Source organism: Nonomuraea sp. NPDC048901 (genome assembly GCF_040649695.1).
GTDB lineage: Bacteria > Actinomycetota > Actinomycetes > Streptosporangiales > Streptosporangiaceae > Nonomuraea.
On sequence record NZ_JBEZFW010000004.1, the window covers coordinates 143,391 to 166,615 of the forward strand.

At 67.8% G+C, this 23,225-nt stretch carries 17 protein-coding genes; 10 read left to right on the top strand and 7 right to left on the bottom strand.

The window, feature by feature from the left end; genetic code table 11:
* Positions 1 to 14 precede the first annotated feature (14 nt).
* Together AB0C30_RS14590 and AB0C30_RS14595 are read right to left on the bottom strand one after the other, a co-directional pair.
* Positions 15 to 1,481, bottom strand: a complete 1,467-nt coding sequence (locus tag AB0C30_RS14590) for an MDR family MFS transporter (protein WP_357943370.1) — start codon at positions 1,479 to 1,481, stop codon at positions 15 to 17.
* A gap of 229 nt (positions 1,482 to 1,710) precedes the next feature.
* Positions 1,711 to 2,355 carry a helix-turn-helix domain-containing protein gene (locus AB0C30_RS14595; RefSeq protein WP_357943372.1) on the bottom strand — a complete coding sequence of 215 codons (645 nt, stop codon included), beginning with the start codon at positions 2,353 to 2,355 and terminating at the stop codon, positions 1,711 to 1,713.
* Positions 2,356 to 2,432: 77 nt separating this feature from the next.
* Here AB0C30_RS14595 and AB0C30_RS14600 point away from each other — a divergent pair, with 77 nt between their 5' ends.
* The 4 genes from AB0C30_RS14600 to AB0C30_RS14615 all read left to right on the top strand — a co-directional run bounded on the left by AB0C30_RS14600 (position 2,433) and on the right by AB0C30_RS14615 (position 7,377).
* Positions 2,433 to 2,879 (top strand): VOC family protein, encoded by a 447-nt coding sequence (locus AB0C30_RS14600; RefSeq protein ID WP_357943374.1) that lies wholly within the window; start codon positions 2,433 to 2,435, stop codon positions 2,877 to 2,879.
* Positions 2,876 to 3,886, top strand: coding sequence for an aldo/keto reductase (locus AB0C30_RS14605; RefSeq protein ID WP_357943376.1), 1,011 nt, complete (start codon positions 2,876 to 2,878; stop codon positions 3,884 to 3,886). The genes AB0C30_RS14600 and AB0C30_RS14605 overlap by 4 nt, the downstream gene beginning before the upstream one ends.
* A gap of 123 nt (positions 3,887 to 4,009) precedes the next feature.
* Positions 4,010 to 5,785 (top strand): serine/threonine-protein kinase, encoded by a 1,776-nt coding sequence (locus tag AB0C30_RS14610; protein ID WP_357943378.1) that lies wholly within the window; start codon positions 4,010 to 4,012, stop codon positions 5,783 to 5,785.
* Complete coding sequence (locus AB0C30_RS14615) at positions 5,782 to 7,377, top strand: serine/threonine-protein kinase (protein ID WP_357943380.1); 1,596 nt, start codon at positions 5,782 to 5,784, stop codon at positions 7,375 to 7,377. The genes AB0C30_RS14610 and AB0C30_RS14615 overlap by 4 nt, the downstream gene beginning before the upstream one ends.
* 22 nt (positions 7,378 to 7,399) lie before the next feature.
* On the opposite strand, the gene AB0C30_RS14620 is transcribed toward AB0C30_RS14615, so the two are convergent.
* On the bottom strand, positions 7,400 to 7,837 hold the full coding sequence (locus AB0C30_RS14620; RefSeq protein ID WP_357943382.1) for a helix-turn-helix domain-containing protein: 438 nt from the start codon (positions 7,835 to 7,837) through the stop codon (positions 7,400 to 7,402).
* Positions 7,838 to 7,924: 87 nt separating this feature from the next.
* Between AB0C30_RS14620 and AB0C30_RS14625 the strand changes: the two genes are divergently transcribed.
* Positions 7,925 to 9,100: an MFS transporter gene (locus tag AB0C30_RS14625; RefSeq protein ID WP_357943384.1), complete on the top strand. Its 1,176-nt coding sequence runs from the start codon at positions 7,925 to 7,927 to the stop codon at positions 9,098 to 9,100.
* Here the strand turns inward: AB0C30_RS14625 and AB0C30_RS14630 are convergent.
* Positions 9,078 to 9,641 carry a hypothetical protein gene (locus tag AB0C30_RS14630; protein WP_357943386.1) on the bottom strand — a complete coding sequence of 188 codons (564 nt, stop codon included), beginning with the start codon at positions 9,639 to 9,641 and terminating at the stop codon, positions 9,078 to 9,080. The genes AB0C30_RS14625 and AB0C30_RS14630 overlap by 23 nt on opposite strands.
* Positions 9,642 to 9,746: 105 nt before the next feature.
* On the opposite strand from AB0C30_RS14630, the gene AB0C30_RS14635 reads away from it, so the two are divergent.
* The 5 genes from AB0C30_RS14635 to AB0C30_RS14655 are packed head-to-tail and all read left to right on the top strand — an operon-like array spanning position 9,747 to position 14,537.
* Positions 9,747 to 10,535, top strand: coding sequence for a trypsin-like peptidase domain-containing protein (locus AB0C30_RS14635; protein ID WP_357943388.1), 789 nt, complete (start codon positions 9,747 to 9,749; stop codon positions 10,533 to 10,535).
* 10 nt (positions 10,536 to 10,545) lie between these two features.
* Positions 10,546 to 11,535 carry a MoxR family ATPase gene (locus AB0C30_RS14640; protein WP_357943390.1) on the top strand — a complete coding sequence of 330 codons (990 nt, stop codon included), beginning with the start codon at positions 10,546 to 10,548 and terminating at the stop codon, positions 11,533 to 11,535.
* A gap of 3 nt (positions 11,536 to 11,538) precedes the next feature.
* Complete coding sequence (locus tag AB0C30_RS14645) at positions 11,539 to 12,501, top strand: DUF58 domain-containing protein (protein ID WP_357943392.1); 963 nt, start codon at positions 11,539 to 11,541, stop codon at positions 12,499 to 12,501.
* A gap of 29 nt (positions 12,502 to 12,530) precedes the next feature.
* On the top strand, positions 12,531 to 13,481 hold the full coding sequence (locus AB0C30_RS14650; protein ID WP_357943394.1) for a VWA domain-containing protein: 951 nt from the start codon (positions 12,531 to 12,533) through the stop codon (positions 13,479 to 13,481).
* Positions 13,482 to 14,537, top strand: a complete 1,056-nt coding sequence (locus AB0C30_RS14655) for a VWA domain-containing protein (RefSeq protein WP_357943396.1) — start codon at positions 13,482 to 13,484, stop codon at positions 14,535 to 14,537.
* Positions 14,538 to 14,825: 288 nt separating this feature from the next.
* On the opposite strand, the gene AB0C30_RS14660 is transcribed toward AB0C30_RS14655, so the two are convergent.
* The 3 genes from AB0C30_RS14660 to AB0C30_RS14670 all read right to left on the bottom strand — a co-directional run bounded on the left by AB0C30_RS14660 (position 14,826) and on the right by AB0C30_RS14670 (position 23,222).
* Complete coding sequence (locus AB0C30_RS14660; protein ID WP_357943398.1) at positions 14,826 to 15,266, bottom strand: hypothetical protein; 441 nt, start codon at positions 15,264 to 15,266, stop codon at positions 14,826 to 14,828.
* Between the two features lie 90 nt (positions 15,267 to 15,356).
* Positions 15,357 to 20,582 (bottom strand): LamG-like jellyroll fold domain-containing protein, encoded by a 5,226-nt coding sequence (locus AB0C30_RS14665; protein WP_357943400.1) that lies wholly within the window; start codon positions 20,580 to 20,582, stop codon positions 15,357 to 15,359.
* Positions 20,583 to 21,167: 585 nt separating this feature from the next.
* Positions 21,168 to 23,222: a glycosyltransferase family 39 protein gene (locus tag AB0C30_RS14670; protein ID WP_357943402.1), complete on the bottom strand. Its 2,055-nt coding sequence runs from the start codon at positions 23,220 to 23,222 to the stop codon at positions 21,168 to 21,170.
* Positions 23,223 to 23,225 lie beyond the last annotated feature (3 nt).

The following is a 23,225-nucleotide window of genomic DNA, read 5'->3' on the forward strand; positions in this document are numbered from 1 at the left end:
GCTCGCCACCGCCGTCACGCCGCGTGCATCGGCCGGTCCCCGTGCTCGCCGGCGCCGTCCGCGCGGGCCGGGAGGAGCAGAGCGGTGACGATCACGGCCACGGACAGCAACGCGCCGATGATGAAGGCCAGCCGCATGCCGTTGAGAGTGGCGAGCACCTGCGTGACTCCCTCGGATCTCAGGGTTTCGGCTCGCGCGCTCATCACGGTGACCACGAGCGCCGTGCCGATGGCCGCGGAGACCTGCTGCAACGTGCTCAGGATCGAGCTGGCGTGGGAGTAGAGCGGCGGCGGAACCGCGCCGAGCCCGATGGTGAACACCGGGGTGAAGGTCGCGGCCAGACCCACCATCAGCAGCGCGTGCAGACCGAGGAGCTGCCAGAACGGCATGGTCATCGTGATCTGGGTGAAGCCGGCGAGCGCGAGCGTGATGCCGATCGCGCCGGGGACGACCAGCACCCGGCCGCCGTACTTGTCGAACAGGCGGCCGACGATCGGACCGAGCAGCCCCATCGCGAGGCCGCCCGGCATCACGAGGAGTCCGGTCTGCAGGGGGGTGAGCAAGCGGATGTTCTGCAGGTACAGCGGCAGCAGGATCATCGAGCCGAGCATCGCCATGAAGGCCACCGACATCATGATCAGCGCGACCGTGTAGGTGCGGTGGCGCAGGGTACGCAGGTCCAGCAGCGGCGTGCCGCGCTTCTGCAACGACAACTGCCGCACCACGAAGACGGCGATGGCGAGCAGACCGGCCGCCACGATCGCGGCGGCGACGCCGACATCACCACCTTCGAACCGACTGAGCCCAAAGACCAAGCCGCCGAAGCCGGCCGCCGCAGTCACGACGCTCAACCAGTCGATGGTGCTGAACTCGGTCTCTCCGACGTTCTTGAGCTGCTTCAGGCCACCCCAGGTGATCAAGGCGGCGATGGGCAGTACCACGGCGAACAGCAGCCGCCACGACCCGAATTGCAGGATCACCCCCGAGACCGCCGGACCCATCGCGGGCGCGACCGAGATGGCCAGGGTGACGTTCCCCATGACCCGGCCCCGCTCCTCCTCGGGCACCACCTGCATCAGCGTGGTCATCAGCAGCGGCATCATCACCGCCGTCCCCGACGCCTGAATGATGCGGGCGCCGAGCAGCACCTCGAACGACGGCGCGATGGCGGCCAACGCCGTGCCGGCCAGGAACAGCCCCATAGCGGTGGTGTACGCACTGCGAGTGGACACCCGCTGCAGGAACCATCCGGTGATCGGGATCACCGCGGCCATGGTCAGCATGAAGGCGGTCGAGAGCCATTGCGCGGTCTGCTCGGTGATGTGCAGCGCTTCGATCAACCGAGGGATCGCATTGATCATGATCGTCTCGTTGAGGATCACCACGAACGTGGCGAGCACCAGCAGCCGGATCACGGCCGGGGTGCGACCCGAAACGGCGGTCGCGGTTTTGGCGGGTGAGTCGAGCTCTGGGCTGAACACGGCACCTCTATCTGGGTTGTCGGACATGATGTGGTCATCGGGCTCACACGATGTTGTGGTCACGCAAAGACTGACCGGCACCACCGACAAAACTCATCGCCCCCGCCCCAGCATTCCGGTGAGTGATGCGAAATGTCACCCGGTTTTCACTGGCGGCCGATGACGATCTCCAGCTCGTGGTCAGGGTGACGTCAAGCCGCTCAGCCGCTGACGTCGGGTCCCTGGGCGCTCACCGCTCCGGGGCCGACCGGCCGTAGAGCATCGCGGTCCAGGCATTGGTGAGGACGTCGATGAGAACCTCCTCGTTGTCGAAGGGCGGCACCCCGGCCGCGGCGAGGTAGTAGAGACGTTCTCCCAGCCAGGTCAGTGAGGCGGCCACGGCGCGTACATCGACGTCGCCGAGCTGTCGGAGCGCCTCCGGGTCGGATCGGATGCGGACTGCGGCGGCCTCGGTGAACAGGTCCATCTGTTCAAGCCACAGGGCCCGCAGGCCCTCGTCGGAGCCCCAGCTCTCCACGATCGCCATGAGGACGCCCGCGTTGGCGCGCCACAGCCGGGCGCCGTCGCTCACCCCGGCCCGGAGCGCGGCCGCCGGGTCCTGCTGCCCGTCGATCCAGGGCTGCGCCGCCTGCTGCCCCTGCGTCACGGCTGCGCGCACCAGCTCGCCGAGTACGGCCTGCTTGCTCGGGAAGTAGAAGTAGAAGCTGGCCCGGGAGACCTCGGCGGCGGTCAGGATGTCGGCCACGCTCAGGGCGTCGAAGCGCCGCTCATCCAGCAGCTCGCGCGTCGCCGACATGATGCGCTCCCGAAGCTCTGCGGCGGCCGGCGCGGCTCCAGATCGGCGGGCGGAGTGTGCGGTGCGCTTGGCGGACATGCGACCCAGCATATGACCGCCTTGTACGGACGATGCGTCTGGACGATATGTCCATACATTGTGTATGGTCACGGTTTATGGCACACATAGCAATCCACCTGGTCGTCACCGACCCCGACCATGCCGCAGCCTGGTACGCCGAGGCTCTGGGCGCGCGCGAGACCAACCGCATCACTCTTCCCGGCGGCCGCACGCTGACCGTCGACCTCCTGATCGGCGACACCGTCCTCGCGGTAGCCGCGGAGATGCCGGCGCTGGGAATGCGTTCCCCGGCCGCCCTCGGTGGCACCTCCGCCGCCTTTCACCTTCCTGTCTCGGATGTCGACGCGGCCTGGGCACGAGCGCTGAAGGCGGGAGCCACGGTCTTCGAGCCGGTGCACGACGCCTTCTGGGGTGAGCGCACCGGCCAGGTGCTCGACCCGTTCGGGCATCGCTGGGCACTGGACCAGCACATCCGGGACGTGCCGCACGACGAGATCGCCTCCCGTGCCGCGGAGCTGTTCAGCGGATCGGCGACGGCGTGAGGTACCGCACGCTGGGCGCGAGCGGTCTGCGGGTCTCCGAGCTGATCCTGGGCGCCATGACCTTCGGCGAGCAGGGAGGCGTCGGCGCGCCTTTGCCGGAGTGCCGGCGAATGCTCGACCTGTACGCCGAAGCCGGCGGCAACATGATCGACACCGCCGTCAACTACCGCGACGGGGCGAGCGAGCAGATACTCGGCGAGCTGCTGGAGGGCCGGCGCGAGTCGTTCGTGCTCGGTACGAAGTACACCGTCTCACGCGACCGCACCGACCCCAACGCGGCCGGGAACCATCGCAAGAACCTGCGGGCGTCGCTGGAGACCAGCCTGCGCCGGCTGCGCACGGACTACGTGGACGTCTACTGGGTGCACATGTGGGACCGCGCCACGCCGATCGAGGAGACCATGCGTGCGCTGGACGACGCGGTCCGGGCGGGCAAAGTGCTGTACGTGGGGATCTCCGACGCCCCCGCCTGGATCGTGTCCCGGGCGAACACGCTGGCGCACTGGCACGGCTGGAGTCCGTTCATCGGTCTCCAGGTGCCGTACAGCCTGCTCCAGCGTGACATCGAACGCGAGCTGCTGCCCATGGCCGAGTCGCTCGGGCTGGGCGTCACCGCGTGGAGCCCGCTGGGCGGCGGCGTGCTGTCCGGCAAGTACACCCGCGCCGGTGGACCCGCGACCGGTGGCCGGCTCAGCGCCGAATCGCTCTCGGCTCGTGACCACGCCGTCGCCCGAGTGGTACAGGACGTCGCCGACGACCTCGGTGCCACGCCCTCGCAGGTGGCCATCGCCTGGACGGCGAGCCGCTCCCATGCCGTCCACCCCATCGTCGGGGCGCGCAGCACCGACCAACTCCGCGACAACCTCGCCGCCGCCGACCTCACCCTGCCGCCCGAAAGCATCGACAGTCTGGAACAGGCCACCGGCTTCGCGCTGGGATTCCCGGGAGACTTCATCAACCAGACGTCTTCGTGGGTCTTCGGCTCGGCGCTCGTCGGCCCGCGCTGACAAGCGCGCTCGCGGTTCTGGAGCCTGCGGGCGCCATGAGCCGCCAGGGGGTGAGCTGGGCCTTTGTCCGCATGACGGCGCCACTCTGGCCGGTAGGTTGAACGACCATTACCCTGTGCGGTGATGAGCGTTGAAGGGCTGCTCGCAGGCGACCCGAAGCACGTCGGACGTTACGCGTTGACGGGGCGGCTCGGGGCCGGCGGCCAAGGCATCGTCTATCTGGCCAACGCGCCGGACGGCGCCCAGGTGGCGTTGAAGGTGATCAACGCCGAGGTGGGTTCCGATGCCCGCCGCCTGTTCGAGCGCGAGTTCGCCATTCTGCGGCGCGTCTCCAGCTTCTGTACGGCGCAGGTCCTCGACGCCGATGTGACGGCCGACCCGCCGTACATCGTCAGCGAGTACGTCGCCGGTCAATCCCTCCATGCCTTCGTCGCCGAACACGGGCCTCTCACTGGAGCCGAGCTCGACCGGCTCGCGGTGGCGACGGCCACGGCCCTCATCGCGATTCACCGGGCGGGCATCGTCCATCGCGACTTCAAACCGCAGAACGTCCTCCTGGGGCGCGACGGCCCACGCGTCATCGACTTCGGCATCGCCCGCGTACTCCAAGACGGCGCCGCCCTCGCCAGCGCCCAAGTGGGCACTCCCCGCTACATGGCCCCCGAGCAGATCCGGGGTGAGGAGTTCGGCCCGGCCGCCGACATCTTCGCCTGGGGCGCCACCATGGTGTACGCCGCCACCGGCCGCTCCCCGTTCGAGGCCGGCTCGCTGCCCGCCGTCCTGTATCGCGTGCTCAACGAGCCGCCTGACCTCGGCTCCCTGCCGGGTCATCTCCGCCTCCTGGTCGGGCGCTGCCTCTCCAAGGATCCCGCCGACCGTCCCACGGCAGCCGAGCTCCCGCTGTCCATCATGGATCTCGGCGTCGGCCTCCCAACCGAGCCGCGTCCTGCCGTACGAAAACCAACAAGATGGGCGCGGCGCACGATATTAGTGTCGAGCGCGATCGCCACGGCCCTCATCCTGGCGGGCGGCGCGCTCTGGTGGGCGAGAACAAACGAGACAACGACGACGGTCACGGAGCCCGCGACGACCAACGAACCTCCGGGATACTCCCAAGCCGCGGCAGGGGCGGCACGGACGGCCTTCGAGGCCTGGTACAGCCTCGACTACACCGACTACGACGCCGGCGAGCGGCGTACGCTGACACTGCTCTCCGGGACAGCGGCGCAGGACTACCAGCATCTGGTCGCCAATTCCAAGAACGCGGTGGTAGCCGCGAAGGCGAAGCAGACCGCGCGGGCGACCGCCGTGGGCATCGTGTGGGCGTCGCCGCAGCGGGTGTCGGTCATCGTCACCGGACTCAGCGCCATCACCCGCAACGGAACCCCGACGAAGTCGGAGGACCCGCTGCTGTTCGCCGAGATGGTGCCCGCAGGCGCGGGCTGGAAGATGGACTACGCGCGAACCACACCGTCCGGCTCCCCGGCTCCGGCCGACGCCGCGTGGCCCACCGCGCAGGTACGGCAGATGGTCGCCGACGCCGCCCACTGCCAGACCGAGGCGTTCATCAACGGGCCGCGCCTGGAAGAGCGTCCGGACTTCTTCGATCGCTGCACCACGGGACGGGCCGAACAGTGGTGGCGAGAGTTGGCCGCCGTCCCCGACGCTCAGGTTCCCACCTGGTGGACCTGGCAATACCGGGAGATCGGTACGGCCTTCGAACGGTTCGACGGGCCCGACGTAGCGACCTTGATCCACCTCGGCGACTCGGCCAAGGCCCCTGACCACGAGGTCGTGGCGTACCGGCTGTATCTGCGTCGGGTCGACGGGCGTTGGAAGCTGGAGGACGTCACTTCGCCGAAGGACAATCGATCCATGTTCGAGCGGCGTACCAAATGAGCCTGCTCCTCCGTCCGGGTGATCCGGAACGGATCGGCCGCTACCGGGTGCTCGGCCGACTCGGCGCGGGCGGCCAGGGCGTCGTCTTCCTCGCCACCGGGAACGACGGACGGCAGGTCGCCGTGAAAGCGCTCCCCCGGATCTCCGACGAGGCCGCCCGGCATCGCATGGCGGCCGAACTGGACCTGCTGCGCAGGGTCTCCGGGTTCTGTACGGCCCAGGTGCTCGACGCCGATCTGACCGCCGACCCGCCCCACATCGTCACCGAGTACGTCCCCGGCCCATCTCTGGCCGAACTCGTCCGGCGCGAGGGTCCCCTGCGCGACGGGGCACTGGAACGGCTGGCCGTCGCCACCGCCACGGCGCTGACCGCGATCCATCGCGCGGGCGTCGCCCACCTCGACTTGTCCCCCCGCAACGTGATCATCGGCCCGGACGGCCCCCGCGTCGTCGACTTCGGCCTCGCCCACGCCGTCGGCGGCCCCACCACGAACGCCCTCATCACCGGCACGCCCGCCTTCATCGCACCCGAGCAACTGGCCGGACATCCACCGGCTCCCGGCGCCGACGTCTTCTCATGGGCCGCGACGCTCGCCTACGCCGCGACCGGCCGTCCTCCATTCGGTGACGACGCGGTGCCGACCGTCGTCTACCGCGTACTCCATCAGGAACCCGACCTGGGCCCGGACACCGAACTGGACGGCTTCCTACGCGCGATCCTCCAGACCTGCCTGGCCAAGGATCCAGCCCTCCGCCCGTCCGCCCAGGACCTCCTCTATCACCTTGTCGACCGCACCCCGCTGAAACCTGCCGAGGTACCGGCACCGACGCCGGCGCGCGGCTTGTGGTGGGGATGGATCATCGCGGTGGCGGCGGTTGTCGTACTACTCGCGGGCGGACTCGGTGCGGCGATGTGGAAAGGGTCGTCCGGCGACCAGGGCAGACCGGCAAGCGCGGAGACCAGGAGCCTGGGTGTCCTCGCGCCGTCACCGCTCTACGCCCTGGAAGCCGGGGCAACGGCCCGAACCGCCTACACGATCATCAACAGCTTCGACTACAAGACGCTCGACAAGGACCTCCGGGCAGTGGATGACGCGACCACCGGACGTGCGGGCGTGGAGTACACCGGCCACCTCCAGGACCAGGCGCGGCAGATCCGCGACGAGAAGATCGTGCAGCGTGCGGTGGCATCCGAGAGCGGAATCATCGCGGCACGGGCTGATCGGGTCGTCGTGCTGGTCTGGGGCCAGATCAACACGACCAAGGGTTCCACCTCCGACTACCATCTCGGCGGCGTGGTCATGGAGATGCGCAGCGTCGGAACCTTGTGGAAACTGGACCACGTCTGGCCACCGAACCCGCAGCCGGATTCGGCCGAGATGACGACAGGGGAGTGGCCGTCCGGCCGGACGACGACGCTGCTGTCGGCCGCGTCGGGCAACGGTACGCGCGCCATCGCCCTGGAGGCACTCACCGCGACGGGCGCCCGGGTGTTCCGCCTCGACACGGACGGGACTGTGAGCAGGCTCAACCTGGTCCCCGACGGCAGCTCTTTCCGGGTCGAGAGCAGCCGGGAGCTTGGCGCGTCCTGAGCCGGCATGTTACGCCGAGGCTTTATCGGGACTTCTGCACGTGGGTGGTCTCCGTGCCGAGGAGGGTGCCGTCGGCGCTGGTCGGCGCGATTTCCGGCACCGGGGTGCCGTGCTGGTCGACAAGGGTGGAGTGGGTCTCGCCGGGGGCGAAGGCGTGGCGTTCTCCCCACTGCCTCAGGGTGAGGATGACCGGGAAGAGGTCGCGGCCGACGTCGGTGAGCACGTATTCCTGGCGGCGCCCCGATGGCGCGGTGCGTTGGGCGAGGAGCCCGTGAGCGATGAGCTTGCGGAGGCGGTCGGTGAGGATATTGCGGGCGATGCCGGTCCGTCGCTGGAATTCGGTGAACGATCGTGCCCCGTCCATCGCGTCGCGGATGACGAGCAGGCTCCACTTGTCACCGACGAGGTCGAGCGTGCGGGCGACGGGGCACTCGGGGTCGGTCCAGTCCGTGCTCGGCACGGCACCTCCCAATCAGTTGCGAATTGAAACCATTATGCCGTACGGTCAAATTGGTTGCAATCTGCTACTGATTGGGTTTGGAGTGCGATGGACGTGTGGCGGCGATTGCTGCTCGCGGTGGTGTGTGGTGTCGCGGTGGCGAGCATCTATGCCGCGCAGCCGGTTCTGGAGCCGATGGGACGCGATCTCGGTGTGTCGGCGGAACTCACCGGGTGGATCGTCGCGACCGGCCAGTTCGGCTATCTGGCAGGGCTGGTGCTGCTGGTGCCGCTTGGCGATGTGGTCGACAGGCGCCGACTCATCGCCATGCACCTGGCGCTCACCGCAGTGGGCGTGATCCTGACGGCTTCGGCGTCAGCCGCATGGGTGGCGTTCGTGGGGCTCGCGATGGCTGGGGTGTTCGCGGTCGTGGTGCAGACCACGGTGGCCTACGCCGCGTCGGTCTCGCCGCCCGCCGAACGCGGACGGAACATCGGCGTCGTGACCTCGGGCGTTGTGGTCGGCATCCTGGGCGCGCGGGTCGTCACCGGCACGCTCGCCGAGGTGTGGGGCTGGCGGAGCGTCTATGCCGTGCTCGCGGTGCTGTCACTCGGGCTGGCGGCCCTCGTCCTCTTGGTGCTGCCGTCAGAGGTCCGCCCCAACCGACCTAGGGGGTACGTCTCACTCGGCGGGCTGTTCGGGCAGCGCGTCTTCCTGACGCGCGGGCTCATCGCGTTCTTCTTGTTCGCATCGTTCGGAACCCTGTGGAGCGGACTGTCCCTGCCGCTGGCGGACACGCCGTGGCAGCTGAGCGAGAGCCAGATCGGACTGTTCGGCATCGCCGGACTCGCCGGCGCACTCGGTGCGGCACGCGCGGGACGGTGGGCGGACGCAGGACGGGCGGTCCCGGTCACCGGTCTCGCGCTCACCCTGCTCATCCTCTCGTGGGCAGCGATCGCGCAACTGCCGTGGTCGCTGTGGCTCCTCATCGTCGGAATCGTGGTCCTCGACTTCGCGGTCCAGGTCGTACATGTGAGCAACCAGCACCTGCTCGCCGCCGCGCATCCGGAGCGCACCAGCAGTGTCATCGGCGGCTACATGGTCTTCTACTCGCTCGGCTCCGCCCTCGGTGCCGCCGCGACCACCGCCATCTTCACCGCGTACGGCTGGGCGGGCTCCAGTCTCCTCGGGGCCGGATTCGCGGCCTGCGCGCTGGCCGTCTGGGCGACCGACAGGCGGGTACGCCTCAAACGAACAGTGGCTACGACATCAGCCACGTGGTGAGGGCGACGGCGGCCTCGCGTAGGTCGTCGTCGCGGCGCTTCTCGCTCAGCTGGTCGACGGTCAGCCGGAACTGCGGGGCCGTGACCACGAACGCCTGGTTGTACAGGGAGCGGTTGCCAAGGGCGATCTCGGTGCCGCCGGACTGCGCTTCGACGCCGAGCGTGGCCAGTTCGGGGACCTGGACCTGAGGGAAGTCCTTGTACTTGGGCGGCGCCGACGGAAGGGCGATCGTCACCGAGGTCGCGGGAATCTTCTTCCCCCACGAGCAGGTCAGCGCGCCGCTGGCGTCGTACCGCTTGCTGAACTTCTTCCCTTTTATCAACGCGCCCATGGCCGCGACCATCCGGGGATCGTCACAGCTCTTCGGCAGAGCGAACGGCCGCGCGAGTGCGGTCGTCGCGGTCAATGTGCTTGGTGCGCTTGATCCGGCCGTTGTGGCGGGTGCGGGTGAGCTGGACGCGGTCGGGCTGCCACCACTGCAGCCTGTGAGCAGGCCGCCGAGGACAGTCACCCCTAATAAGACCTTGGAAATCATGGACATGCGCCAAGTATCCAAGATCGCCGGGTGTCCAACCAGGACCGTTTCTCAGGGAGTTCTAAGGCGGGATTTATAGCTCTTTCGACTTATTTTTATGAATATGGGGTGATGGAGCGCGGGCCGCAGGAGGCTGATGCGGCCGAGGCTCGGGGAGCCGTGGCCGGGAGGGCTCGGCGGTTCGCCGTCTGGGGCGGCGCGCTCGTCGTCGTGGCGCTGCTCGCGTACTGGCTGGGAAACAGCGGTGGGAACGGCGAAGCGGCCGCGCCCCGCCCGACGCCGACGCCGACGCCCAGCGCGACGCTCACGGCATCCGAGGTCTTCAAGAGGGTCGGGCCGTCGGTGGCGGTCATCCAGACCGGGAAATCGCTCGGAACCGGGGTGATCGCGGCCGAGGACGGGACGATTCTGACGGCGTACCACGTCGTCAAAGGCAGTAATAAGGACAACGTCACCGTGACATTCGCCGACGGCACCAAGACGAAGGCCACCATCGCGTCGTCGAACCCCAAGCGCGACGTCGCGACCCTCAAACCCGCGAAACTGCCGGAGATCGTCGTCCCGGCGACGCTCGGCGGCGCCGTGGCCGTGGGCGCGCCCGTCACGGCGATCGGCAATCCGCTGGGCCTGACCTACAGCGTCTCCACCGGCGTCGTGTCGGGCCTGAACCGGAGCGCCGAAGACGGCGACCTGAGCGGGCTCATCCAGTTCGACGCCTCCGTGAACCCGGGCAGTTCCGGCGGCCCTCTCCTCAACGCTCGTGGCCTGGTCATCGGGATCGTGGTCTCGATGGCCGACCCGGGAGGCGACGAGGCGTTCGCCGGGATCGCGTTCGCGGTGCCGATCGGCGTGGCCCTGGGCACCGAAGGCGACGGCCCGCCGGGCGGGCCACAGATCTAGAAGGAAGACCATGACCTCGACCAAGTCCCCCGAGTCGGCCCATCCGCTCGAACAGGTGCTGTTCGAGGTCAAACGTACGATCGTCGGGCAGGACGTCCTGCTGGAGCGCATGGCCGTCGCGCTGATCGCCGACGGACACCTGCTCGTCGAGGGCGTGCCGGGCCTGGCCAAGACGCTCGCGGTACGGTCGCTGGCCGCCGCGATCGCCGGGAGTTTCCAGCGCGTCCAGTTCACCCCCGACCTGGTGCCCGCCGACCTCGTGGGTACGCGGGTCTACCACCAGCACTCTGGGGAGTTCCGTACCGAACTCGGCCCGGTGTTCGCGAACCTGCTGCTGGCCGACGAGATCAACCGCGCCCCCGCCAAGGTGCAGAGCGCCCTGCTGGAGGTGATGCAGGAGCATCAGGTGACGATCGGCCGTGAGACGTTCCAGGTGCCGGAGCCGTTCCTGGTCATGGCGACGGAGAACCCGATCGAGTCGGAGGGCACCTACCCGCTGCCCGAAGCGCAGGTCGACCGTTTCATGATGAAAGTGGTCGTCGACTATCCGACGCAGGCCGAAGAGCAGGCGATTGTCGCACGGGCGCTGCGTCCGCCGGAGCCGCCACAGCCGATGGTGACGGCCGAGGACCTGGTCGCGATGCGGGCTCGCGCTCAGGAGGTGTACGTCGATCCGGCGATCGTCGACTACGCGGTACGGCTGGTCTCCGTGACACGCTCCCCTGCAATGGCCGGACTCGGCGAGCTGGAACGGTACGTCACCTACGGGGCGAGCCCACGGGCGTCCATCGCGCTCGTCACGGGCGCTCGGGCGCTGGCGTTCCTGCGCGGTCGCGAGTACGTCCTGCCGCACGACTTGTCCGAACTCGCGCTCGACGTGCTGCGTCACCGCCTCGTGCTGTCGTACGAGGCCCTCGCGGACGATGTCGACGCCGACACGATCATCACCAGGGTGCTCGGGGCTGTTCGGGCGCCCGACGTCGTCCTGCAGAAGCGCTGAACCATGGCCACCGCCCCCGAGAAGCTCCTGCTCCGCCTGGAGTGGAAGGTCGTCCGCCGGCTGGACGGCCGGCTCCAGGGCGCCCACCGCACCGCACACCGTGGCTCCGGGATCGACTTCACCGGGTTGCGTGCCTACAGCGACGGCGATGATGCCCGGCACATCGACTGGAATGTCACTGCCCGGCTGGACGAGCCGCACCTGCGCGTGTTCACCGAGGACCGGGAGCTGACGGTGTGGCTCATGCTCGACCGGTCGGCGTCGATGGCGGCCGGTCGACCGGGGCGCGGCAAGCACGACGTGCTCGCCGAGCTCGCGCTCGTTCTGGCTCGGCTGTTCGGCCGGGGTGGTAACCGCGTTGGCGCTCTGCTGTACGACACCGAGATGCTGCGTGTCGTGCCACCCGGCACCTCCCGGCGGCACGCGCTGCGGATCGGCGCCGAGCTGGAACGCACCGCCGAACGTACCGCTGGATCGAGCGGCGGCAAGCTGGAACGAACCGCTGGGGTGCGCGGTGGCAAGCTGAAACGCACCTCCAAGGCGCGTCCCGGCGTCACCACCGACCTGGCGGAGATGCTCGATGCCGCCGGACGGCTCGCGCGCCGCCGCGCCCTCATCGTCGTCCTGTCGGACTTCATCGGCGACGGCGACTGGGAGCGCTCGCTCCAGCGCCTGGCCCGGCGGCACGAGGTGGTGGCGCTGCGCATCGTGGACACCGCCGACGACGTACTGCCCGAGGCCGGGCTGATCGTGGTCGAGGACGCCGAGACCGGCGAACAACTCGTCGTCGACTCCACCGATCCACTGCTGCGGGTCCGCTTCCGCGCCGCCGTCGACGCCCGCGACGCCCGGCTCACGGCGGGCATGCGCCGGGCCGGGGTGCCCGTCCACCGCATCGACACCGACCGCGATCTGGCCGAGGCGCTCGTCGAGGTCGTCGCCCGAACCCGGGACCGGTCATCATGACCGAGCCCATCAAAGGCGAAGGCGGACTCATGACCCTGTCCTCCCCGCTGCTGCTGGCCGTCGGACTGCTCGTCACAGCGGCGCTCGCCTGGGCGGCCGTCGTCTCGGCGCGCCGCCGGACGGCCGCGCTCGCCGCGGCCGGCGTCGCTGTGCCGGGCGGACGCCGGGCGTACCTCGGCATCGGCCTGACGATCGCCGGCGTCGCCGTACTCGCGATCGCCACCGCCGGACCCGCGGCCATGGTGCCGGTCTCGCGCACTGCGGGCACCGTCATCCTCGCCATCGACGTCTCCAACAGCATGGGTGCCGACGACGTCGCGCCCACCCGGCTGGCGGCCGCGCAGCGGGCGGCACGCGCGTTCGTGGCGGCGCAGCCCGACAGCGTCGACATCGGAGTCGTCGCGTTCGAGAGTGGCGCGCTCACCACCGCACGGCCCGCCGCCGACCACTCCAGCGCGCTCAAGGCCATCGACCGGCTGAAGATAACCGGCGGCACCTCGCTGGCGACGGCCATCACGGCCTCGCTGACGGCGATCACCGGCAAGCAGGTGGCCATCGGCCGTGACGGCACCGCCCCCGACATCGGCTACTGGCCGTCGGCGACGATCGTGATGTTCTCGGACGGCCAGAACCAGGGCACGGACCTCGAACAGGCCGCCACCGTGGCCCAAAAGGCAGGCGTACACATCCAAACAGTCGGGGTCGGCACCACCGCCGGGGCGACGGTGCAGGTAGACGGCTACCACCTGCAGACCTCGCTCGAAGAGGACACCCTCACCTTGATCGCGCAGACCACCGGCGGCGCCTACCGCCCCGCCTCCGACGCCGCCCGGCTCGACGGGATCGCCGACACGATCGATCTGCGGCTCACCATCTCCGACGAGCCGCTGCCCCTCGCCGGCGGGCTGATCGGGCTCGCCCTCGCACTGCTCGCCGCAGGAGCGGCGCTCACCGTGCTCCGGTCTGGACGGGTGATCTGAATGTCGTTCTCATGGCCGTGGGCGCTGCTGTCGGTACTGGTCATCCCGCTGATCTTCGCCATCCGCGAGTGGGCGCGCCGCCGCCGCCGACGGTCCGTCGTGAGTGTCACCTCGATCGCGCTCGTACGGACTGCCCTGCCCGGTCGTACGCGCTGGACGCGGAAGATCCCCGCGGCACTGTTCATTGCCGGACTCGCGCTGCTCGTGGTCGGAGCCGCGCGACCGCAGGCGTCGGTGCCGGTGCCGATGAAGTCGGCGACGATCCTGCTCGCGTTCGACACCTCCGGCTCCATGTGTTCCACGGACGTCGACCCCAACCGCATCACAGCCGCGAAGAAGGCCGCCGTGGAGTTCATCGAGTCGCAGCGGGGCGGGCCGCGCATCGGCCTGGTCACCTTCGCGGGCACCGCGGGGCTGCTCGTCCCGCCCACCGACGACACCGACTCGCTGATCAAGGCGCTGGACAACCTCACCGTGTCCAGAGGCACCGCGATCGGGCAGGCCATGCTCACCTCGATCGACGCGATCGCGGAGGTCGACCCGTCGGTCGCCGCCACCGGGGCGAAACCCGTGGACGGCGGGACGGGCTATGCCGGTGCCGCGATCGTCGTGCTCACCGACGGCGCCAACACCCAGGGCGTCGACCCGGAGATCGCCGCGCAGGAGGCGGCCGTGCGCCGCGTCCGGGTCTTCCCCATCGGCTTCGGCACCACGAACCCGACCCCGATGGTGTGCGACAACACACAGTTCGACGGCGGTTTCGGCGGCTGGGGTGGCGGCTTCGGTGGCCGCGGCGGATTCGACAGAGGCCGCAACCCCCGCACCATCGACGAGCCCGCACTCAAGCAGATAGCCCAGACCACCGGTGGCTCCTACCACCGCGCCGAGAACGCCGACCAGCTCCAAAGCGCTCTCGCCGCCCTGCCCGGCAGCTTCACCGTCATCCAGCAACGAGTCGACACAGCCGCCGCCTTTGCCGCAGGCGGTGGCATCCTCATCGCCGCGGCCCTGTCCCTCTCCCTCTGGTGGAACCGCCCCCGGCCGCCGACCCGCTGACGGTACGTGGAGTCGCAACCAGAGGCCGTATTCGGGGTAGGGCCGACGAGCGGAACGACTGGCCGAGCTGGAGTACCGCTCCACCACGGTGCGAGCTGGCTTCAACTTGAGTTATCAGGGGCTCCCTCCCCAGGCGCAGCGGCTGTTCCAACTGCTAGGGCTGCTGCGGGTACGCACTTTCGCCGCCTGGCTGGCCGTTCACGGGGCCGCGCCCGCTGCCCTCGGGCGCCGGCCTCACGGCCATCCTGAGCTCTGCGGTGGCCTGTGAGCCAGCTCACTACCCGCCTGTCACCCGGACCAGAACTGTATCTTCAGCAGAGTGAAGCTGATGAGCTTCGCAGTGAACTCTTCGTGGCTAAGAGACTTGCGATGGATTCTGACCTGCCAAACGCTGTCCTGCTTGCCGAGGTCGAATTCCGCGCCGTAAGACGAATCGCCAGAATAATCGCTTACGGTGAACACTTTTCCGGAATGAAGGCGTACGCTTCCGGACCAGGTCCTGTCCCAGGAGTGGAGAGGAGGAGGTGGGCCATCCCAAAGTTCGTATTTGACCAAACACCTTTTACTGTCAAGCCCTTTAATCAGGATCCCGTTGTCGCCGGTTCCGATCCAGCCTTCCACGTCGGTGTCTATTTCATAGAGATCCCACTCCGCCTCGACGTCTGCGATGCCGGTCAGATATTCCAATATCTCGCGCCGGTCAAGGAGTTCGGTGATGACGTTGGCCATGAGTTTCCTGACATTCCTAATGTTGCGAGCGACAGGCGGGTCTGTCTGGCCCGCCGGTTGGGCGGTCCAGACAGACCCTGAGTGAGCGGATTACTGGATGTCCACCCAGAACTGATCGTAGTTCAGGATCCGATTGTTCCGGTACCACGCCTTCAGTACGCGTCCGTGTGCCGTATTCTCGCCTATTTCTATACGCGCAACCGAGAAGTTGTGCGGAGGATTGGCGCGCGCCGCTCCTTGGAGAGTCGACGCGAACGGAAACTCGTCGCAGGACCCAGCCTCTGCCTCTTCTTCGTCTACTCCGAGTTCATTCTTGCAGACGATGCCTGCGGCAGAGCGGTTCCCCACTCCGATGGGGTCGTATCCATGACGTGTAAGCGTGCTTTGCCAGCTCCCGCCAGGGATATTCTTTGGTCGCGTCTCGTCTGGGTAGGACTTTCCTCCTGGTATAGGGTATGTCTTCGACCCGGGAGTGAGCGCGCGTTTGATGTGGTCATACATGTTCGGGAACTTGACGCCCTTGTCATTGATGTCGTTCCTGGTCATCGTGAACGATGGGACGCCCGCCATGTGTACGCAGCCGCCACCCCGCTTGTTGTGCCATCCTCGTTGTTGAGGCGACTTGTCGCAGCGGAACGTGCCCTCGGCATAAATTGGGGTGCTGCTCTCCTTGTCGTTGTCCGGGTGCTTGGAGACGACGGAATAGTTGATCGTACAGTCACTCTTCAGGTGGTATCCCGATCCCGGGCCTGACGTGTAGGCCTCTGTTATATGCCATTGGTCTCCGGCATGTTGCTTCCACTGGTCCACCGTGTATGTGCCGGTCATCCCGGTCGAGGTTCCCGCGACGCAGCCCTGACTGTTGGAACCGATCTTGCTGGCGAAGCGGAGGCCGGAGGGCATGTCCCCGTCGGTCTTGTCGATATAGATGTGCTTGCTGACCGTGAATTCGCGCTTGTCTAAGGTCCCCTGAATGTATGTGAGTTGGTGCCCGTCGATAGTTGCGATCTTGTCGGGTATCACATCAAGGAAAAACCTCCAGACGTTTACCTGCCAGCCGGAATAGCGACAGTGCGCAAAGCGGTTCGGTGTGATCGCGTACGGCTCGTGGCCGGTCGTTGTCGCGTTGTGGCATTGCTGGTAGGTCGCGCTAGGCGTGGAGGTGGCCTTCCCGCTTGGCAGGACTCGTTTGATGTCGTCCGGTGTCGGGTCGGAGATCGCTGTTGCGGCAGTGGTTCTGGACGCCGCCTTGGAAGTGTCAATAGTGAGGTCCTGCCAGCCTGTCCATGCGCCTGTGCTCCCGGGTCCGGTGACGCGGGCTCGCCATCTCATTTCCTCGCCGTCCCGCAGTCTGCCCTGGGGCATCTGCAGCGTCACCCGGGAATCGCCGGACTTGGCGGTGGCCTGGCCTGACCAGATTAACTGTCTACCCTTGCCCGTCTTGTCGGGCTTGTGGGCAACTTCCATTTCCACCTTCGCCTCGTTATCGCGCCCGGCGGAAAGCCAGGTGGTCAGGTGGGGGGTGAGGGCGGAAACGACGGTGACGCCGTCCACAGTGCGACTGCCGTTCACCATCAGCTTCTCGATCGCGGGGTCCGCAGCGGCGCTTGTACGCGCTGTCCCATTCGGTGCCGTGGCGGCGCCGATTGGGGTGGTCATGTCGGTTTGGATTTGGGTTGCGGTCTGGGCGCGGTTGTAGACGCGTACCTCGTCGATCAGGCCGCTGAAGAACTCACCCCAGACACCGTTGCCGCCGATCCGCAGCGCTCCGCCGTCGTCGGCAAGCTCGCCGGTGAATGCGGACTGCGCGACCTGGGTGCCGTTGACGTACAGTCTGGCCATGCTGCCGTCGTAGGTGACCGCCAGATGACTCCACTGATTCAGCGGTAACAGGCTGTTACCTGCTACCCCGCCTTCATCGTCGGCGGTTTGCAACCAGCCCGCCGGCCCGGTGCCATTGGAGGCGTACAGGCCATAGGCGCCGCCTTCGTCCAGCTCCTTCATGAGCACGCTGCGCCAGACGGTGCCCAGTGCCGAAGGCCGCACCCACGCCGAGAGTGTCAGCGCGGTCGTTGAGCGCAGCGACGCGGCATGCTCGACGGTGACCCAGCTGGAGGAGCCGTTGAACGACAACGCCTTGCCGTGCTTGCCTGCCGCCCAGCTGGTGTCCCGGGCCGCTCCAGTGTTGTTCTGGCCGGAGGAGTCGGCCACGGTCGTGCCGGTGCCCTCTTCCATGCCGTAGGCCGCCACCAGGCCTGGAACCGGAGTCGGGGGAGTCGGGGTGGGGGTCGGGGTAGGGCTAGGGATGGGTCCCGGCGTAGTGGAGCCCACGGGGGTGGTCATGTCGGTTTGGATTTGGGTTGCGGTCTGGGCGCGGTTGTAGACGCGTACCTCGTCGATCAGGCCGCTGAAGAACTCACCCCAAACGCCGTTGCCGCCGATCCGCAGCGGGCTGCCGTCGTCGTAGAGGCTGCCGCTCAGAGCAGTCTGGGCGACCTGCTGGCCGTTGACGAACAACCGCAGAGCGGCGCCGTCGTAGGTGAGCGCCAGGTGGCTCCAGGTGCTCACCGGCAACGGCGAGATGCCATTGGCAGTCGAAGGGTCCGCAGGAGAGGTCTGTACCCAGCCGGACGGAACCGAACTGCCGTTGGCGGCATACAGGCTGTAGGAAGCCCCGTTGGTGTCCAATTCCTTGGTCACCACGCTGCTCCAGTCAGCCACCGTGGTCGGGTTGACCCAGGCCGAGAGCGTCATCCCGGTCGTCAGACGAAGCGACGCGGCATCTTCGACGGTCACCCAACTGGAGGAACCGTCGAACGACAACGCCTTACCGAACTTGCCGTTGGCCCAGGTGGTGCTGCTGCTAGTGCCGGTGTTGTTCTGCCCTGAAGAGTCGGCAACGCTCGTACCCGCGCCCTCGTTCATGCCGTAGGCAGCCACGAGCCCCGGGATCGGCTGCGGCGCCGCCGCAGTCGTGGTGAACGACCAGGTGTAGGGCGCCATGAGATTACCCGAGGGGTCCTTGGCGCCGCTGACCTCGACCCGGTACGCAGTCTGGGCGGCGAGCGGGGATGTCGGCGTGAAAGTCCATACGGTGTTGCCGTTGCCGTTGCCGCCCGCCAGCGTTCCCTGCACGGCCACGTCCGACTGGTCCTTGACCGTGATCTGCGCCTCGGACACTACCTCGTTGAACGTCACCTTCACTGTGGTGCTTTGCGGCACGTTGGTGGCGTCCCGGCCAGGCTCGATCGCGGTCACGGTCGGTGCGTCGGTGTCCGGGCCGCCCGTGGTGAACGACCACGAGTGAGCCGCCGCCATCGGATTTCCGGCGTAGTCTTTTGCCTCGCTGATTTTGGCGGTGTAAGCGGTCCCGGGAGTCAGGGGCGCGCCCGGAATAAAGGTGAGTGTGGTCTCCGCGGAGTCCATGGCCGCATTCCCAGCCACCTCGGCGCCTAGCGCATCCTTCACCACGATCTGGGCACCGGTCACTGGTTCGTTGAACACTGCCTTGATTGAACTGCCGACCGAGATACCGGTCTGCCCGTTTGAGGGAGTGGTACTCGAAACATCCGGCGGTGTGGTGTCCTCCACGGGCAAGGGATTGGGGTCGGGCGGCACCTCGTCCGGAGGAGGATCCTCCTCGGACGTCATGCTGTCCACCAACTCCTGATCGGTGAGATCGTCCGGATAGTAGGCGTCAAGGAAGCGGGTCTTGGCCGATCTGCCGTCCGCCTTAGCCTCGGCCATCGCCTCTTCTGGCGTCAGGGCCTTTGCAGGAGGAAGCTCGCCGTTGTAGACGTTGCCCGCGTCTATCCACGCCTTGTCCTCCTCCCAGGTGGTCTGGGGCGGGGTTGCGCCTTCATAGCCGCGGGGCACTACGACGTACGTCGCGGGCTCGTAGCCAATGATGAGTTTGGGGCCGTGGGAGCCGTCGCTGTTGCTCCCCCATTCCTTCGAGCGGTAGGCGCGCCAGTTGGTGCTCTCGGATTCGTTTCCAGAGGTGAGCTGGAATCCGTAGTTGGGCTGGCCGTCGGCCCAGTCCTGGACGATGCCGTTCACGGAGTGGATCAGGTCATGTTCATAGTCCATGTAGCCGCGGGTGCATGTCGGCTTGTAGGCGCCCTTTTCGGTGTTGGCATCCTCACTGGTCACCGTCGGCTGGTTGCTCCACGTGAGCGTGGAGACGTCCCACCGCTGGGTGACCCGGCGGGCGGTGATGCCGGAGCCGACTGGTAGGCCGCAGTCGTTGGAGTCGAAGTTCCACAGAACGAGGTCGGCGTTGGTCACCCGGCCGCCACGCAGCGGGGAGTCCGCGGGGATGTCCTCGAAGCGGATGTAGGTGCGCCAGCGGACCGTTCCGCTGTTGGTCATGCCGGCTTGCAGGTGGTAGGCGCCGCTGTTGGCGTAGCCGTTCTGGTAGGAGGAGTTGTTGATGAACGTGTCGTTGGCGTTCGGCAGTTGGGTCCAGATGATGTCGTCGGCTACGACGAGGGTGACCGGGTAGGTGACGTCCGGATCGGCCAGGAAGTTGGCGTCGGGTTTGTAGGTGAGCGTCTGACCTGCCGCGGTTTTCTCTACCGCAGTGGTCACCTTGCCGACTTGCCCTTCCTCGCCGACGCTGAGGTTCGCGCCGGCGTCCGTCAGCAGCGGGGCCGGGATTTCGGTCGTGCGGCGCTTGCCCTTGGCAGAGCTGTCGCGCAGAGATAGCTTCCCTGAGGAGGTCTCGTTGAAGGAGAGACCGGCGGGTAGTTGGACGGGTACTGCGAGTTTCAGCGGGCTAGCAGGTCGTTGCCTGATGATCGCTTCTTGCCGGAATCCCGTCGGCGTCGCGGTGATCGCGAGGTCGATGCCCGGACCGTAGGCGTTCGCATATTCCGCTCTGTTGCCCGACAGCTTCGGAGCGGCCAGCTTCTGGGGAGCGGAGATCTTGATCGCCGACCCGTCGCGCCCGCTCTTCACGGTGAGCAGGTCGGTGCTGCCGCCGGGCGAGATCGCGAGGCCGGCCTTGGTGGCGCGCGGCTTGATGGTGCCGTTGTCTGCCACCAGTGTGGTGTCGACGGGTTGCCAGGCGTCGCCCAGTTTGAAGCGGATGGGGTCGGTATAGAACTCGGTGCTGAGGGTCTTGCCGTCGCTGTTGGCATAGGTGGTCGAGGCTTCGGTGTGCAGGCTGGGGATCTCCACCTCACGGCCAGCCTCTTTCGCCTCTGCCTTGGCCGAGTCAACCGGAGAGAGGAGTGCGGTGTCCTTAGCGGAGGGCGTCGGTGTGGGAGATGGCTGGGCGGCGGCTTGCTCTGCGGGAAGAAGTGACGCGGTCACAGAGAGCGTCATAACTGCGATGAGTAATCGTGAATGAGCACGTCGTGATCGTCTTGGTGCGTTCAAGTTCACCTCGATCGGTGCGGAGAGAAGGGCAAGTTGATCTTTACATTCCTCTTATATCGAACGCAAGATCGAAAGGGGTAATGTCCAATTCCCGATCCGTTGCGATCCCGAGCCTCTCCTACTTGTCGTACCTTCCGGACAGTCGCTCCTGCGGGTGCGCGGGAGCTGCGGCTGGCACCTCACCTCGAGTTGCGCCATGAGCCAACCCTCTATCGAAACGACCCATTTTTGTTTCTGATAGAGCGATGGAGCCGACGCCCGCCGCGGAGGGAGGCACCGGCGTTCGGCGGGCTCGTCCATCCCCCGCTCCGGGGGCAGAGCTGTTGTATGCGGCCGTCGTGGAGCCGTCGCGTGAAGTGAGCTAGAAGGCGCTCACCATGCCCACCGTCGCCGCCCGCACTCTTTCGAGCACGGCAACTCTGTACCGGCAGTGGGGCGGCAAGTCGGGTCTGGTGCTCGCGGCGGAGCCCGCCCCCAGAGCCCATCTCCTGAGCCCTGCCGGACGGGCGGCGCCGTGCGTCAGTGCTTCGCGGCGCAGTCGTAGAGGGTGGTGCCGCCTCCTGTCATTGGACTGCTCGGTGTGGAGGCGGTGGGACTTCCCCCATACGCGGCGGCGGGGACTTCGGTGCAGTTCTCTTTCAGCCATTGCGAGCGGTGCGTGCTCGCCCCGCCCATCATGGCGCCGAAGCCGCCCCGACCGGATCCCAGGACGAAGCGTAGTTGCCCCGAACTCGTCCAGTCCTTCAACTGCTGGACGGTCGGGGCGTCGTCGATGCCGATGAAGCCGCCCATGCCGATGACGGTGGCGTCACTGTTCAGGATGAAAGAGGAGGCGAACATGGCGCCGCCCTCGGTGGCGAGTTTGATCCGGGCGGAGCCGGACTGCTTGACGGCATAGTCCAGGACCTTGCGCTGGTCGGGGGCGAGCTCGGCGCCGCCTCCCAAGAGCCCGGGTGGCATGCCACCGTTCCCGCCAGGAAATCCCCCAGGAAATCCTTCGGGGAGCTGCATCCCTTCCGGGAGTTCCATGCCTGGTGGGAGTTGCATGCCTTCTGGGAGTTCGAAGCCGCCCGGAGCTGGGCCGCCTCCGCCTGCCCCGCGGCCGAACGGCATGGTGGGTGGCCCTGCGGTGGGGTTGGCGCCGCCCATCGCCGACGTGGCGCTGGGGACGCTGATCGCCCAGGCCGCAGGCGCCGAAAGCACCGCCAGGACCGCGATGCCGAAGGCGGCGGGCAGCCGTCGTCGACCGGCGGGCAGCCGTCCTCGCCGACCCGCGCACAGAAGGAGCAGGACGACCGCCGCCACTCCGGCCGCACCCACAAGCCACGCCACCCAGCCGTTCCAGGACGGGACCCGAGCGATCACGACATAGGCCAAGGCCGTGGTCACCGCGACGGCCCCGGCTCCCAGCGGGAGCGCCCAGCGAGCCCCCGCCCGGTGGGCACGGGCCAACGTCGTGGCGAAGCCGGCGGTGACGGCGGCGACCGCCGGGGCCAGCTGAGTCGTGTAGTACGGGTGAAAGGTCCCCTTCTGGGTGGCGAACACCAGGCCGCAGACCACCAGCCATGTTCCCCACAGCACCCATCCGGCAGCGGCGAGCGGCTCACCGGGCATCGTGACCCCACGCCAGCGCAGTACGGCGCCAGCCACGGCCAGCACCAGCGCCACTCCGCACAACGGCAGCAGCCAGCTGATCTGCCCGCCGACCTGGTCGTTGAAGAGCCGGCCCAGGCCGGCCGCTCCGCCGAAGGAGATGCTGAAGCCGCCTGGGCCGTCACCGCCGAGGATCCGGCCGAGGCCGTTGTAGCCGACGACCAGGTCCCAGGCGCTGCCGTCAGTACTGCCCCCGATGTACGGACGGTTCCCCGGCCAGAGCGCAACCACGGCGACCCACCACAGAGAGGACACCACAAGCACGACGCCCCCGATCAGCAGCTTGCCGAGCCGCCCGAGCCAGGGCCCGCGCGCCCCGACCAACCAGGCCGCCGCGAACGCCGGGATCACCATCCAGGCGGCCAGCATCTTGGTCATGAAGCCAAGGCCGATCAGGAACCCGGCCGCGCACAACCACCTCAGTCCGGAGGTTGTCCGCATGGCGCGGGTCAGCGCGTACGCCGCCGCCACCAGCGTCAGCACCAGCAGCGTGTCAGGGTTGTTGTCGCGGTTGATCGCCACCGTGATCGGGGTCAGCGTCAGAACCAGCGCGGCCAGCAGCCCGGCCGCCTCACCTGCCCACAGGCGTACGGTCCGGTGCAGGAGGAACACCGTGGCGATGCCCTCCAGCACCTGAGGCAGGATCATCGCCCAGCCGTGCAGACCGAAGATCTTGGTACTGAGCACCTGCGGCCACAGCGCCGCCGGCGGCTTGTCGACGGTGATCACGCCCGCTGGGTCGTACGCGCCGAACAGGAAGTTCGTCCAGCTCTGGCCCATCGACTTCACAGCGGCGGAGTAGTAGCTGTTGCCCCAGCCGAGGGAGCCCAGAGCCCAGCCGTACAGTCCGGCGGCCAGGAGCAGGATCACCGCGAGCGCCACCCGTCTGGGGAGCGGGCGGGGGGTGGATGGCGGAGTCATCTC

What these genes read in the sequence shown, in the direction of transcription:
- AB0C30_RS14630 (WP_357943386.1), bottom strand. Translation starts at nt 9,641, where the DNA reads ATGTCCATGATTTCCAAGGTCTTATTAGGGGTGACTGTCCTCGGCGGC.
- AB0C30_RS14635 (WP_357943388.1), top strand. Translation starts at nt 9,747, where the DNA reads ATGGAGCGCGGGCCGCAGGAGGCTGATGCGGCCGAGGCTCGGGGAGCC.
- AB0C30_RS14645 (WP_357943392.1), top strand. Translation starts at nt 11,539, where the DNA reads ATGGCCACCGCCCCCGAGAAGCTCCTGCTCCGCCTGGAGTGGAAGGTC.
- AB0C30_RS14670 (WP_357943402.1), bottom strand. Translation starts at nt 23,222, where the DNA reads ATGACTCCGCCATCCACCCCCCGCCCGCTCCCCAGACGGGTGGCGCTC.
- AB0C30_RS14625 (WP_357943384.1), top strand. Translation starts at nt 7,925, where the DNA reads ATGGACGTGTGGCGGCGATTGCTGCTCGCGGTGGTGTGTGGTGTCGCG.
- AB0C30_RS14615 (WP_357943380.1), top strand. Translation starts at nt 5,782, where the DNA reads ATGAGCCTGCTCCTCCGTCCGGGTGATCCGGAACGGATCGGCCGCTAC.
- AB0C30_RS14595 (WP_357943372.1), bottom strand. Translation starts at nt 2,355, where the DNA reads ATGTCCGCCAAGCGCACCGCACACTCCGCCCGCCGATCTGGAGCCGCG.
- AB0C30_RS14600 (WP_357943374.1), top strand. Translation starts at nt 2,433, where the DNA reads ATGGCACACATAGCAATCCACCTGGTCGTCACCGACCCCGACCATGCC.
- AB0C30_RS14640 (WP_357943390.1), top strand. Translation starts at nt 10,546, where the DNA reads ATGACCTCGACCAAGTCCCCCGAGTCGGCCCATCCGCTCGAACAGGTG.
- AB0C30_RS14650 (WP_357943394.1), top strand. Translation starts at nt 12,531, where the DNA reads ATGACCCTGTCCTCCCCGCTGCTGCTGGCCGTCGGACTGCTCGTCACA.
- AB0C30_RS14655 (WP_357943396.1), top strand. Translation starts at nt 13,482, where the DNA reads ATGTCGTTCTCATGGCCGTGGGCGCTGCTGTCGGTACTGGTCATCCCG.
- AB0C30_RS14610 (WP_357943378.1), top strand. Translation starts at nt 4,010, where the DNA reads ATGAGCGTTGAAGGGCTGCTCGCAGGCGACCCGAAGCACGTCGGACGT.
- AB0C30_RS14660 (WP_357943398.1), bottom strand. Translation starts at nt 15,266, where the DNA reads ATGGCCAACGTCATCACCGAACTCCTTGACCGGCGCGAGATATTGGAA.